This is a genomic window from Paenibacillus harenae DSM 16969 (assembly GCF_000422465.1).
Classification (GTDB): Bacteria; Bacillota; Bacilli; order Paenibacillales; family Paenibacillaceae; genus Pristimantibacillus; species Pristimantibacillus harenae.
The window spans coordinates 59154-71851 of record NZ_AULV01000015.1; the positions used below are offsets into that span (position 1 = coordinate 59154).

Below are 12698 nucleotides of genomic sequence, written 5' to 3' on the forward strand. Positions count from 1 at the left end.
CTCTCTCACACAGGCCCGCTTATGGAATTGTCATTTTCACACAGCCGACTGGCTCTACTCCTTACGGAACGCTTCATTGTAACAGCGCCTGCAGACCGGCTTATAATCCTCGTTGCCGCCGATTTGAATCTGTTCGCCCGCATTCATCGGCTGTCCGTCGTTGAAGCGGATGACCATCGTTGCTTTACGGTCGCAATACCAGCAAATCGTCTTGATCTCCTCGATCTTATCCGCCTGCACGAGCAAGTTGTAGCTTCCCTCGAACAGCTGGTTTTGAAAATCGTTCTTCAGACCGAAGGCCATCACCGGTATATTAAGCTCGTCCACAACCTGAGTAAGCTCAAGAATATGATGCTTCTTCAGAAACTGCGCCTCGTCGATTAGTACGCAATATATCTTCGAAGGCGCGGCGGCGGCGGTGAATTCCTTCACGCTTTCATAGAGATTCGTGTTCTCGTATACCGGAATCGCCGCCCGTTCGAAGCCGACGCGCGAACCGACCCGATCCTCGCTGCCCCTTGCGCCGACTGAAGGCGAATAAATAAGTACCGGCTTGCCCTGCTCCTCATAATTGTGGGCAACCTTAATAATTTCAAACGACTTGCCGCTGTTCATCGTTCCGTATTTGTAATACAACTGTGCCAATCCAATCTCCTCCACTACCCGTTCAGTATTCCTATTATACAGGAAGAAGGCGTGTGCCAAAATAGCAGGAGCAATAATTATTAATTGGCTGCCTCTGCAGCATTTTTATTCGATTCTTCCTTTTCGCCAGACAAGAACCAGCCGCCTAGGGCAATGAGAATGAGCACCAGGTAGAAGGTCGCTTTCCAGGCCGTAGAATGGGCGAAGCCGTGAGGAATGACATCTAACGACGGATGAGACAGCGTCACGACCGCCAATTTCACGCCTACCCAGCCGACGATTGCGAATGCGGCGGTTTCTAGCCCCGGCCTGCGCTCAAGGAGCTTAACGAATACAGTCGCCGCGAAACGCATAATAACAAGTCCGACAAAGCCGCCTATAAAAATAACGATGAAATGACCGCCGTCCATCCCCCCGATTTTCGGAAGATTCGTAACAGGAAGCGCAACCGCAAGCGCGACTGCGGCCAGAATCGAATCGACGGCGAACGCGATATCCGCAACTTCAACCTTGAGGACCGTTACCCAGAAGCTGCTTCCCTTCTTGGCCCCGGTATCTTCTTTCTTCACCGCCGCGTCGACATTCTGATCCGCTTTCTTAACGATCGCTTTTCTGAATAGATGATTCATGGCGACGAACAACAGATATAAAGCTCCGATCGCCTGTACTTGCCATACATCCACGAGAAACGATATGGCGAACAAGGAACCGAACCGGAATATGAACGCTCCGGCCAGACCGTAGAATAAGGCCTTCTTCCGTTCCTTCTCGGGCAAATGCTTGACCATGATCGCGAGGACTAGCGCGTTATCTGCGGCAAGCAGCCCTTCAATGGCAATAAGAACGAGCAGCACCCAACCATACTCCAACAACAAACCTAACTCCATCCTGATTCCTCCTCGTTTTTTCGGTTAGCAGGCAACAAAAAAGAGACCTCTGCCTTGGATAGGCAAAGGTCTCGCTAACAACGTTGCAACGTTGCCAATAAAGCCGGAGAAGTGTATTCTCGTATTGACGACTTTATTGTGGCAGCTACTCCCCTTTGTTACTATTGCTAACCTGATACACTGATTTGTGCGGTGTTGCATACAAGTTGATACGTATGGAGGTAGAGACGGTTTCTTTTTTTATATCGCTTACCGGTAATTATTCTAAAAAACCTTTTGTCGCAGCCGCCGGAATTTCAGCTTGAGCCGCCCCGGATCCGGCTTGAATACCGAGACGTTGTCCAACCTGCTGGTTGATCTGCGTCATCTTCTGCGTCTGCTGAGATACGGTTTGAATAATTTGACGGTTCGAATTCTCGTACTTGTCCATTGCCGAGAACAGATCCGACATCGCGCGTTCTACCAGCTCCATGCTCATGGCCGGCTTCGTCAGCGCCTGATTCGCTTTCTCGCTTGTCTCATTCAGAAGGCGGGCGTTCTCGGCGAACTGGTTGCCCAGCATTTCGTTCGTCGAATTAACGGCCTCGATCGCTTTCATCTGATCGTCAATCGCGCTGGCAATCAGAACGGATACCGACATCAAGTGCTGCGTCTTATCGATGGAGCTGTCCAGCGCGTCCATCAGCTTATCGTTCGTGTCGTTAATGATATCGGTCGCGGCAATGGCTTGCTGGTACAGCATGATCATTTCCGTATACGTTTGAAGCTTCGTGACGACCTTCCGGAGCCCGCGTTCCAGATACGTCTTGCGGTGCTCGTTCTCCGGCTTGGCGATTTCCTCCTCGAACATTTGCTTCAGGCGATTGCCGTATTCCACCAGCAGTTGCAGATCGTAAACATTGTCCAGACTGCTCCGCTTCAGGTTTCTCATGTGGACGACATTTTCTTCCAGGTTATCCCGGCCGTCGCGCAGCGACTTCACGATGACCTGGACGTTTGTTTTGGCCGATTGGTATTTATAAATATAGTTCTTCATCGGCGCCTTGCGAAGCAGCTTCTGAACAAGCGTAAGCTGCTTGCTCCGGCTAAGATCCTCGACCTCGCTGCGCAGCTTCAGCATATTGTTCGCCACCTCGTTGCGCTTGCCGGACATAAGATCCGACAGCGGCCTCTCCAGCATCGTAAGCGTCTGGCCGGAGCGCTCCAGCGTCTTCTGGCCTTTCTTCGTAATCTCATCCATCAAGGAATCCAGATTGGCGGGATCCGTCGTCGCTACCTTCTGCATCGTGCTTTGCACTTCTTGCTCCAGCTTGTTCAGATCCTCGTTTTTAATCGATACGAGCTGTGTTGCCATTGGTTATTCCCCCTTTATTAGTCGTTCAATCGATATCGCTGCTGGATTAATTCAGCCTTCGTGCGAAGCTCCATCAGGTCCTACTGTTCGATGGTCTTCGTGTAGAAGGTCAGCTTCGAGTCAACATCCTTTATGCCGTCAAGCAGCAGGCGGCGGTTTTGCCGCTTGGCCTCGCCGCTGAGCCGCAGGAACGGATTAATGGTCGAATTCAAATCCTTCCTGACCAGGCGGACGATATTATGGTTGATGCTTGAATCGCCAAGCGCGACCAGGTCCGGAATTAATCGGTTGAGGCGCGCAAGCAGCGCAAGCGTTTTCTGAACGATCTCGTCGTCCAGATTATTCTGCTCGCCTTCCAGCAAAATCATATCTTCGATGATTCCGATATATTCCAGAGCGGAAGCAAGCTCGGGATCCTGAACCGGCGCCGGCGAAGCCGCCTGCTCGGCCGATTGCGAAACACTCGGCTGAGGCGAGCCTTGCTGACCCGGGACCGATGCGGCAGCATTCGTCTGCTGCTGAAGCTCCTGCGGCCTTGACTGCTGCCCGTTCGCAAGCGTTCCTTCTGCGGTTTGCTTCCCATTCCGCCCGTTCCAAACCAAAGCCCCGAATAAGCCGATCGCCGGTATGGCTATTGCGATGTAGGGAGAAGAGGTTACCCAATATACGACAAGCGCAACCGCGTAGCTTCCCAGCGCGATACCTGCCGTCTTCTTCGTCGTACTTTTCATGTCGCACCTCCAGCCTGACTATGCAGGAATTGAAGCCTAAGCCTGTATACCTCTATCAATTATCTCGTTTTTTGGGCCAATAAGTCAATTTCAAAATCAGGCTGCTTCATAATCAGCGGCTGCTCCACATATCCGGCCTGTATGCCGAACCGCGGCGCCGGAGGCTCAATCGCCTTTCCCTGCAGCGCCTGCACGGCCAAATAAGGCATATTTACGCCGGATAGGCAAGTAATATATAGTCCGCCCGACATGCGAGGGTTGATCTCAAGCAATTTGGGAATGCCGTTGCTGTAGCGTACCTGAATGTTAAAGGCATATGGAATCCGCAGCGATATTGCAATCCGTTCCGCCATTTCGAGCAGCTCCGGCACCGCCTCCAGCAAATACGTCCGGCCGGTCGATTTGCGTCGCGGAATCGCCGTTATCAAGTCGCCCTCCGCAGTCGCCACGCAATCGATGCTGTATTCGACGCCGCTAAGCAGCTCCATCACCATCAGATTGTCAAAGCGTTCCACGCTCGACAGCGTATCATAAGCCTGTTGAAACGACGTAGACAGCGTCACGTAACCGTACAGCTCGCGCAGCGGATCCCGCTCGTCATCGATGATCCGGAAGCCCATGCCGCCCTCCGATTTCGTCGGTTTAAAGCAGACTCTATGGCCCGCGGCCGTCAGCTCCTCATAGGCGCGTTTGAACTCCCCTGCCGTATTCGCGACGCGGTAGTCCGGAATGGCCACCAAGCCTTTGCCCTCGACCGTCTCATAAAATTTATCCTTCTCGACCATCGAATCGAGCAGCGCGATATCTCGGCATACCATAACCTTCGTACCAATCTCATCGAACAAATGCGCATATCTCGATATTTCTTCCATATGAAGGCGCGGAATGAACAGGTCGATCCGATTCTCCCTGCAATAATCCACGCAGAAATCGACGTAGTCCCGCCCGACAACGGCCGGCTCCGTTCCCGGATGATCGGAAGCCACCAGCGACATATGGTTTATGTCGGGATGCGTTCCGAAAAACTCGAATTTCTCACCGTCCGGATTTTCCCTGATCATATTAATGTAATGATAAGCGACCGAAAACCATCGATTCATATAAACTCGCGTCATGGCTGAATACCTTCTTCCTTCTCATTAAGAATGGTTTACCGGTTCCGGCTGAGCTTCCCTGAGGCATCCCGGATAATGGCTTCCAGAAGCTCCTCCGAGGCATATGCCCCCTGTGCCGTTGTAAAACGGATATGCGGATGCGAAGAATAAGAGCGCCCAAGCTCGCCGTGAACCGGCGCGATCGCATAATCGGCCGCAAGGAGAAGGCTTTCGTCCAGCAGACTGTCGCCCGCGGCATAGACATAATCGGAAGCGAGCTTCTCCTTCACGTATTGAAGAGCGGCCCCCTTGCTGACCTTCTCGGGAACGAGATAAATCTTCCTGCCTTGAAGCGAGTAGCTCCAGCCTAGCGATACGAGCTGACGCTTCAGCTCCTCCAGCGCGCCGAGCGGCAGGTTATCCCGCTCCACGACGATCGAATAAAACAAATCATCGCAAAGGTCGGTTGACTTCACCCAATGCGAGGACGCGATTTTGCCAAACAAAGCCGCGATTTCGGAGCTTTCCGCGCAATGATGCTTTACGGACTCCCGCACCAACTGGTGCCACTCCCGATCGATACGTCCTTCGGCAAAAATCGTTCCGCCGTTGCTGACGATCGCATACTCCGGCCGCAGCTGCTCCTTAATGCCGAAGATCCGGTCGTACTGCGCCGGGATCCGGGTCGTAACCGGCACAAAACGAAGCATCCCCGCCAGCTGGCGCAGCTTCTCGGCCGCGGGCTTCGTCATATACGAAATATGCCTGCCCTCATACAGCTCGACCGGAAGCATGTCTTCCAGCTCGATGTCCCCCTTGGAGCGCGCCGAATAGATCAGCGTTTGGTCCAGATCGCTTGCAAATATCATTCGCTCTCCCCCTTCAAGGCTTTAATGATCCCGCAGCAGGAATAAGCCATGGACGGATATTCTTCAATAGGCACGCCGCGTTCTTTCGCCAGCAGAAGAATATGCTTCAGGTTGGGGTTGTCCAAGCGGTCGACGAGTATTTTCCAAGGCACTCTGCGCAGCAGCACCCGGGTTGTCTCGCCTACCCCGGGCTTGATGAGATTGATGTCGGCTATGCCGAACTCGCTCTGAATGCGCTCAATATCCTTTATGCCCTGCCAGGTTACAAGGCGCTCCTCCGGATGCATGCCGATTTGCTCCGCCGCGCGCTTAGCGCTTTCTGTAACCTGATCGAAGCACGATGAAATCGTATCGACAAACCGATTGGACAGATCGGCATTGCTCCATTCGCGATAGTATTTGGCCCCGTGGAAGTCTTCCGGCCCGATAAGATCGCTCCGCAATACCGTCCGGCTGATAAGCCCGGATACGGTGGCGTTCAGACAGGCGCTCGGGATAAGAAAGTCCTCCCTCGTTCCGAACGTATCCGCGCAATAGCCGGGGTCGGCCAGCACGGCAAGATCATCGTCGAACGCAAGGCCGTACTTCCGCTTCATATTGGCGCATGCCGCGTTAAGCACCTTTCGAATGGCGCCTTTGCCCGTCCATCCGTCCACGAACTGCACCCGCTTATCCGGATGGTTCTGATGCATATACAGCAGCGCGTTCTCGTCAATCCCTTTGCCCCGGATAATCGACAGGCTGTAATGCGGCAGCGAAATGCCGTAAACCTGCTTTATATATCGTTTGATCAATACGCCGACCGGCGTTCCGCCCCTGGCCAGAGAGGCCAGCACAACGTCGAAGCCGTTCTTGTCCACAATCATTTCCGCCGCCGTCCCGACGGCTCTGGCAACCGTTAAGGCCGAATCGCGCAGCGTATCGTGAAACAGCTGAATATATTCGGGCGTCGGCCGGTATTCAACCGGCAGGCTTTCGGAATAATGCCCGCCCGATTGCATGGCCGCCTCCCGCTCCTCGGTGCGCCTCTCGAGCGAAATCCCGCTGAGATCCTTCAGCAGGAACACGACGTCCTCCCGCGAATAGCTCCCGATCGGTGCCGGCGCCGCTATCCTTTTGGTGCTGCAATAAACAATATGGATACGCGGTATCCCAAGCGCCGACAGCGCGTCCAGCAGCTCGTTCAGCCGTCCGGCCGGCATCTCCCGTTCCATGAACAGGAACATCTCGTCATAGCGGCCGCGCGGGATGTTATACATAAAGTTCGTCACGTCCGGCTGCTCGGGCGAAGCGAAGCGGCAGGCGGAATGTACCGCGTACTGCGGCTCTTCATAAGGATGAATCGGGCTGCGCGTGCTGGATTGGTACCAGGCGTCCAGGCCGAGCGAGCTTAGCTTCGACGCGATTCTCATCGGAAGGTACATGAACTCTCCCGTTCCCATGCACAGCGTCCTGCCGCCCAAGCTCCGCTTGATTATTACATCCGCGGCGCGGTCGATCTCCCGGTCCAGCCGCAGGCTGTCCTCCGCCGCAAGCCCGAAGCGCCCCGTATGCTTCAGATAGGGCACATCGCCATCAACCGAGGGCACATTCTCAAAGCAATTACCCATATGAAGAAATTCAATCTGCGGTTTATCACGCTGCTCATCCCGCTCGTCAAGCCGGCCTGTACTCTCGATTGGTGCTCCTTCTATGGAAATAACGCCGGATACGAGCGATAAGCATTCGATGCCGATGCCGAGCTCTTGCTCCACAGCGCCGAAGCGCTCCGTATCCGATTGAGAGCGCCAATCGAGCAGGCTTGCGACCACATAATTTTTCTTGCCGTACCTCGTATGCAGATCGTGAATGATATTTAGCGCGGTTTTGCCGGTCGTCAGCTCATCGTCTACGAGAATGATCGTCTCGGCCCGCTGGAATAGCGACGGATCCGCTGCATAACAGCGATGCGTTGTCGCATGGGAATGCTCCTCTTCGAAATCGATGCAGGAAGCCATGTAGGCAATGCTCTCCCTCGTCGTATGGAGATAGGAAGCATCCCCCTCGAACATATCGAACATGCTGTGGCCGAGCGCCGTCGCCGTCTCCGCGAAGCCGATGAACAACGTCTTCCCGTCCACATTCATCTTGTTTCTCTTCATCGTGTCATAGACGTCCTGCGCGGCTTCCGGCGATTCGAACGCATCTACGATTTGCTCGATCTGCACCGGCAGCGTCCCGCCCTTGTGCTGACGATAGAGCAGGCCAAGCGAAGCGCCTGCCAGCAGCGATACATGAGGCCGAACGGGGATATGCTTGCCGAGCACCTTGCTGACGAACAGAAAGCTGCGTTTTTTATTGATTCTGGCTGCCATTTGAAAAAGCCGCTCCAGCTGAATATGAAACGGATTGTCCGTAAGATCGATCGTAATCCGTAAATCTCCAATAATATTAAACGATTGCCGGTTCCCGTTCTTGAGCGAGTAAGCAGGTGAAGTTTTGGTTTTCATTTAGCACCCCATAAATAGTTGCTCTTATCATAATGCGGTTTGCCCATGTCAAATGCGGTTTGAATTCATTCATTTTGTTCGAATAGCGGCTTTTCATAACGCCCAAGTCGCCTTGGCTGTTCTCGAGAATGTGCACCGCGTCCATGTATTCTTCGTGGGTGACGACATACATCGATTGCACCGGCCTGATATGCGTCGGGTGAATGATCGTTTTGCCGATAATGCCGTTCTCCTTATCCATCGCAACCTCGCGTATAAGCCCGTCCACATACCGGTTAATATAATCCATCCGCAGGATCCGCCCATGCTTGCCCATGCTTTCCTCGAATGGCGTCTGCCTCAGCTGCGGCTTGAAGACGCGCTCGCTTTTGAAATATTCCCAGACCGGTCCCGAAATGACATAATGGTTGTCCATCCGGCCGAATACGTTCACGATGTCCGCGATGCAATCCCTAATGACGCCGATATCGTAGATCGTATGATCCGGACTTCTTCGCAGCCCGAATAGACTTGAGAAATCCGTCGCTCCGATCCGGACATTAAGCACATATTCCTTGTAGGAGCGCAGCAATTCGGATATGCCGAGCAGCGTATCCAATCTTCTCTCGCGGTAGATGACCTCCGCGCTTTCCAGAATCGGCATGCCGTACAGCGCTCCCCGGGCCGTTCTGTTCCTTTGGTTGTACTCGGCCAATATCCGGAAATACTCCCCGCCGGTCTCGACATTAAACTTAGGAAAAACAAAGCCGGTTATATATACGATCTCTTCGCCAAAAAAGGAAAGCAGCCGTTTCAGCTGATCCACGGAACGCACCCGGATGAATAGAAGCGGTACGTTATCCGAATGAAGCTTGCCGATCAACATATATTGACCAAGCTTGACCAAGGTTTGTTTCAGCATATCCTCCGCGTAATCGATTTGATTATCGCCCACCGCATCCTCAAGGTCTATCACCATCGAGACAAGTCCCTCGTGTTTGCCGGCTGCTAAATCATTTGCGATCGTATCCCTGGTGGCAGGCATATACAGAGCTGCGCCAACCGCGTGAGCCAGCACTTCCTTATCGGCATCGTTGTCGAACGGCCTTGGCAGGGAGTAAAAGAAGGACTGTTCTTCTTCACTGGTAAGATAGTTAAAATACCTCAAAGGTTATTCCTCCTCCATAAAGATGGGCTTCACAAGCGCATAGTAGTAACTAGCGGTGTCGAATCGAGGGTTAAAAATATCCCTCATGTTCAGATGAGGGACTTCAGCATAAATTTCCGTTCTACGATGTTCCTATATTCGCCTAACATGGACAGCCTTCGATACGGACGGGAAAAGCTCCCGCTAATTTTGCCCCCATGCGCGCAGTTGAATTGGTAACCGTAACCTAATCTGGCGTTGTTCATAGGCATCTTGCTCATCACAGCAAACTTAGAAAGAGCTGGAGTTATTCCAGCTCCATGATCCCCCGCTTAGTTGGAGCAACATTAGCTGGAGCTTTTCCTTAAACCGACAGCCCGTAGTTGCGGCATACCGCCGCTAATCCTCCGGAGAAGCCGGATCCGACGGCTTGAAACTTCCATTCCGCGCCATGGCGGTACAGCTCACAGAATACGATTGCCGTTTCAATCGAGAATTCCTCGCCCAGATCGTAGCGGAGCACTTCTCTTCCTGTCGATTCGTCTACGAGACGCACGAATGCGTTGGAGATTTGCCCGAAGTTCTGATGCTTGGCGTCCGCGTCATGAATCGTTACGCTAATCCCGATGCGATGAATATGAGCCGGCATTTTCGTAAAATCAATCCTGATCTGCTCGTCGTCGCCGGCGCCTTCTCCTGTGCGGTTATCGCCCGTATGTTCCACCGCTCCGCCGTATGCGATAAGCGAGTTGTAATACACGATATCCTTCTCGTCCTTCGCCTTGCCGTCCTGATGCAGCAGAAATGCGCTTGCATCCATGTCGATTTCTCCGCCGCCGGTATACTTGTTCGTATCCCAGCCTAAACCGAGAACGGCCTTCGTCATGCCCGGATTCGTTTTGGTAAGATCGATACGCTGCCCTTTGGAAAGATTAATGGACATTGCTACACTCCTGCTCAATTAGGTTTGAATTCCGAAATCAATGCACAAGCCCGACAACCCGTTCTGATAACCGCTGCCGACCGCGCTGAATTTCCATTCGCCGTTGTGACGATATAGCTCGCCTACGACAACGGCCGTCTCGACCGAGAAATCCTCGCCCAGATCATAACGGATCAATTCGACGCCCGAATCCTCATTGATTACCCGTACATAAGCATTCGCAACCTGGCCGAAATTTTGATTCCGCGCTCCGGCATCATGAATCGTAATGCAGAAAGCCACCTTGTGCGTATCGGCGGGCACGGCTGCCAGATTAATGCTGAGCGTCTCGTCGTCGCCCGCGCCCTCGCCGCTTTGATTATCGCCCGAAGAAACGATCGAGCCGTTCGCGTTGGATTTATTATTGTAGAAAATAAAGTCCTTCTCGCTGTTTGTTTTGCCCGACGAATTCAGACAAAATGCCGTAGCGTCCAAGTCAAACTGGCTGCCGCCGTCATATTTGTTGACGTCCCAGCCCAATCCGACTCTAATCCTGGTCATGCCCGGGTTGGATTTGGTCAGATCGACCTTCTGTCCCTTGGATAAATTAACCGCCATGCGAACGCCTCCTCATGAAATAGTTCCGTCCTGCTGTTTGTAAAAAGGGCCGCCAAAGGCGACCCTTCTCGACGGAAACAGGGAAGATTAATGCGTGGACAGGCCGTAGTTGCGGGCCAGACCGGCAAGGCCGTCCTGGAAGCCGCTTCCGACTGCGCTGAATTTCCACTCGCCGGAATGACGATAAAGCTCGCCGACGATAACCGCCGTCTCAACGGAGAAATCTTCTCCCAGATCGTAACGGATCAGCTCCGTGCCGCTTAGCTCATCGACGATACGTACGAAGGCATTGGAGACTTGTCCAAAATTTTGGCTGCGCTCTTGGCCATCATAGATCGTAATGCAGAACGCGATTTTTTCTGTATCAGCAGGAACAGCCGCCAGATCAACCGCGATCTGCTCATCGTCGCCGTCGCCCGCGCCAGTACGGTTGTCGCCCGTGTGAACGACGGAACCGTTCGCGTTCTTCGGATTGTTGTAGAAAATAAAATCGGATTCGGAATTGGCTTTGCTCTGCGCATTCAAGCAGAATACGGAAGCGTCCAAGTCAAAATCCTTGCCGCCGTCATATTTATTCGTATCCCAGCCGAGACCTACCGTAATTTTCGTAAGACCGGGATTCGTTTTCGTCAGATCGATTTTCTGACCTTTGGATAAGCTGATTGCCATGGTTCAATGCCCTCTTTTCTCTATCAAATTATTTGTATTGACGAGCAAGTATATCGACATGGGCTGCATGAGTGCCTTCGCCGATTGCGCTGAATTTCCATTCGCCGTTGTGGCGATACAGCTCCCCGACGACAAGAGCGGTCTTGCCGGAATAGTTATCCGTCAAGTTAAAACGAATGAGCTCCTGGTTGTTAGACGGGTTGACAATACGGATAAAAGCGGACTTGATCATACCGAAGTCTTGACGGCGCGATTCGCATTCGTAAATGTTAACGACGCATAGAATTTTGTGAATGCCGGCAGGCACGCGGTCCAGCTGGACGATAATTTGTTCATCATCGCCGTCGCCATCGCCTGTAATGTTATCGCCGGAATGAATGACGGAACCGTCGCCGCTTTCTTTGTTGTAGAAGCAAACGAGATTTCGTTCGCCGCTCAGCTTGCCGTTAGCGTCCAGGAGCAGCGCCGAAGCGTCGCAGTCGACATTAGCCGCCTTCTTCATGCCGAAGAAGCCGCCTTTCACTTCCGCAGGGTCCCATCCTAATCCGACGATCACCTTCGTTAGGCCGGCGTTTCCTTTGGTCAAATCCACCTTCTGACCTTTTACGAGAGAAATTGCCATTGTGTGTGCACCCCCTTTCCTTAGGTTTCGATTCAATAACAAGCAATACGCCCATATACGCCCTAAAGTTCCAAAAATATAAGCGTGACGTCTCTTACTATAATACTATATCAACCCTGCCACGGATTACAAATTCCTACAAAATAGCAAAATGCAAGTTTCCCCTGCGTTGTGAAAAAAAGGTGGAAAAAGGAGTGAAATAACGCGATAATTAAAAGCAGTAAATCCTTACGCGCGGGGTGGTCTCATGGAATTCATAAGAAAGAACAAAACCGGCCTTATTTTCGGAGTTCTGCTCCTCATTAACGGGCTGTTTCTGTTGTCCGTTCTGCTCGCCAACAAATAATGACGATACGCGAGATCGATGAGGCCGCAGCGGAAAGCCTTGCGCTTGAAGCAAGCGGCAAGGCGGCCGTCTACTTCTTCACCCCGCTGTGCGGCACATGCAAGCTTGGCGAGCGAATGCTCGAGATCGCTGAAGACGCAGGCATCTCCACCCCTATCGCAAAGCTAAATATCAACTATGCGCCGCGACTGCGCGACGCCTGGCAAATTACGAGCGTACCCTGTCTGGTGCTGCTGCAGGACGGCAAGCCGGTCCGGAAGGAATATGCGATGAAATCAGTCGATTACGTCTATCTGCTGCTGAAGTAGGATTAAACGGCCGCGGCA

At 52.7% G+C, this 12698-nt stretch carries 13 protein-coding genes and 1 pseudogene; 1 reads left to right on the forward strand and 13 read right to left on the reverse strand.

The window, feature by feature from the left end; translation table 11 throughout:
* Nucleotides 1–54: 54 nt before the first annotated feature.
* The 13 genes and pseudogenes from H581_RS0103100 to H581_RS0103155 all read right to left on the reverse strand — a co-directional run bounded on the left by H581_RS0103100 (nucleotide 55) and on the right by H581_RS0103155 (nucleotide 12026).
* The gene (locus tag H581_RS0103100) at nucleotides 55–645 is read right to left on the reverse strand and encodes a thymidine kinase (RefSeq protein ID WP_028608743.1); all 591 of its coding nucleotides are present in this window, start codon (nucleotides 643–645) and stop codon (nucleotides 55–57) included.
* 80 nt (nucleotides 646–725) lie between these two features.
* Nucleotides 726–1532, reverse strand: coding sequence for a TerC family protein (locus H581_RS0103105; protein WP_028608744.1), 807 nt, complete (start codon nucleotides 1530–1532; stop codon nucleotides 726–728).
* Nucleotides 1533–1791: 259 nt separating this feature from the next.
* Nucleotides 1792–2886, reverse strand: a complete 1095-nt coding sequence (locus H581_RS0103110; protein WP_028608745.1) for a toxic anion resistance protein — start codon at nucleotides 2884–2886, stop codon at nucleotides 1792–1794.
* 80 nt (nucleotides 2887–2966) lie between these two features.
* Nucleotides 2967–3617 (reverse strand): hypothetical protein, encoded by a 651-nt coding sequence (locus H581_RS32840; protein WP_051250410.1) that lies wholly within the window; start codon nucleotides 3615–3617, stop codon nucleotides 2967–2969.
* A 59-nt stretch (nucleotides 3618–3676) separates the two neighbouring features.
* Nucleotides 3677–4732, reverse strand: coding sequence for an ATP-grasp domain-containing protein (locus tag H581_RS0103120; protein ID WP_028608746.1), 1056 nt, complete (start codon nucleotides 4730–4732; stop codon nucleotides 3677–3679).
* 35 nt (nucleotides 4733–4767) lie between these two features.
* On the reverse strand, nucleotides 4768–5580 hold the full coding sequence (locus tag H581_RS0103125) for an HAD family hydrolase (protein ID WP_028608747.1): 813 nt from the start codon (nucleotides 5578–5580) through the stop codon (nucleotides 4768–4770).
* Nucleotides 5577–6731, reverse strand: coding sequence for a cysteine protease StiP family protein (locus H581_RS38755; RefSeq protein WP_425414577.1), 1155 nt, complete (start codon nucleotides 6729–6731; stop codon nucleotides 5577–5579). The genes H581_RS0103125 and H581_RS38755 overlap by 4 nt, the downstream gene beginning before the upstream one ends.
* Nucleotides 6732–6755: 24 nt before the next feature.
* Nucleotides 6756–8069, reverse strand: a pseudogene (locus H581_RS38565) (phosphoribosyltransferase family protein); the annotation flags it as partial.
* The gene (locus H581_RS0103135; RefSeq protein WP_028608749.1) at nucleotides 8011–9216 is read right to left on the reverse strand and encodes an HpcH/HpaI aldolase/citrate lyase family protein; all 1206 of its coding nucleotides are present in this window, start codon (nucleotides 9214–9216) and stop codon (nucleotides 8011–8013) included. The gene H581_RS0103135 and the pseudogene H581_RS38565, both read right to left, overlap by 59 nt.
* 343 nt (nucleotides 9217–9559) lie before the next feature.
* Nucleotides 9560–10138 carry a TerD family protein gene (locus H581_RS0103140; protein WP_028608750.1) on the reverse strand — a complete coding sequence of 193 codons (579 nt, stop codon included), beginning with the start codon at nucleotides 10136–10138 and terminating at the stop codon, nucleotides 9560–9562.
* 18 nt (nucleotides 10139–10156) lie between these two features.
* Entirely contained in the window at nucleotides 10157–10735 is a 579-nt protein-coding gene (locus H581_RS0103145; RefSeq protein WP_028608751.1) for a TerD family protein, read from the reverse strand.
* An 87-nt stretch (nucleotides 10736–10822) separates the two neighbouring features.
* Nucleotides 10823–11404 carry a TerD family protein gene (locus H581_RS0103150; protein ID WP_028608752.1) on the reverse strand — a complete coding sequence of 194 codons (582 nt, stop codon included), beginning with the start codon at nucleotides 11402–11404 and terminating at the stop codon, nucleotides 10823–10825.
* Nucleotides 11405–11432: 28 nt separating this feature from the next.
* Nucleotides 11433–12026: a TerD family protein gene (locus H581_RS0103155; protein ID WP_028608753.1), complete on the reverse strand. Its 594-nt coding sequence runs from the start codon at nucleotides 12024–12026 to the stop codon at nucleotides 11433–11435.
* A 345-nt stretch (nucleotides 12027–12371) separates the two neighbouring features.
* Here H581_RS0103155 and H581_RS32845 point away from each other — a divergent pair, with 345 nt between their 5' ends.
* Entirely contained in the window at nucleotides 12372–12680 is a 309-nt protein-coding gene (locus H581_RS32845; protein ID WP_036717521.1) for a thioredoxin family protein, read from the forward strand.
* The last annotated feature ends 18 nt before the right edge of the window (nucleotides 12681–12698 follow it).

Bases quoted from the DNA above. Each gene is read 5' to 3' on its own strand.
- H581_RS32845 (WP_036717521.1), top strand. From the start codon at position 12,372: ATGACGATACGCGAGATCGATGAGGCCGCAGCGGAAAGCCTTGCGCTT.
- H581_RS0103125 (WP_028608747.1), bottom strand. From the start codon at position 5,580: ATGATATTTGCAAGCGATCTGGACCAAACGCTGATCTATTCGGCGCGC.
- H581_RS0103140 (WP_028608750.1), bottom strand. From the start codon at position 10,138: ATGTCCATTAATCTTTCCAAAGGGCAGCGTATCGATCTTACCAAAACG.
- H581_RS0103105 (WP_028608744.1), bottom strand. From the start codon at position 1,532: ATGGAGTTAGGTTTGTTGTTGGAGTATGGTTGGGTGCTGCTCGTTCTT.
- H581_RS32840 (WP_051250410.1), bottom strand. From the start codon at position 3,617: ATGAAAAGTACGACGAAGAAGACGGCAGGTATCGCGCTGGGAAGCTAC.
- H581_RS0103110 (WP_028608745.1), bottom strand. From the start codon at position 2,886: ATGGCAACACAGCTCGTATCGATTAAAAACGAGGATCTGAACAAGCTG.
- H581_RS0103120 (WP_028608746.1), bottom strand. From the start codon at position 4,732: ATGACGCGAGTTTATATGAATCGATGGTTTTCGGTCGCTTATCATTAC.
- H581_RS0103145 (WP_028608751.1), bottom strand. From the start codon at position 10,735: ATGGCGGTTAATTTATCCAAGGGACAGAAGGTCGATCTGACCAAATCC.
- H581_RS0103155 (WP_028608753.1), bottom strand. From the start codon at position 12,026: ATGGCAATTTCTCTCGTAAAAGGTCAGAAGGTGGATTTGACCAAAGGA.
- H581_RS0103150 (WP_028608752.1), bottom strand. From the start codon at position 11,404: ATGGCAATCAGCTTATCCAAAGGTCAGAAAATCGATCTGACGAAAACG.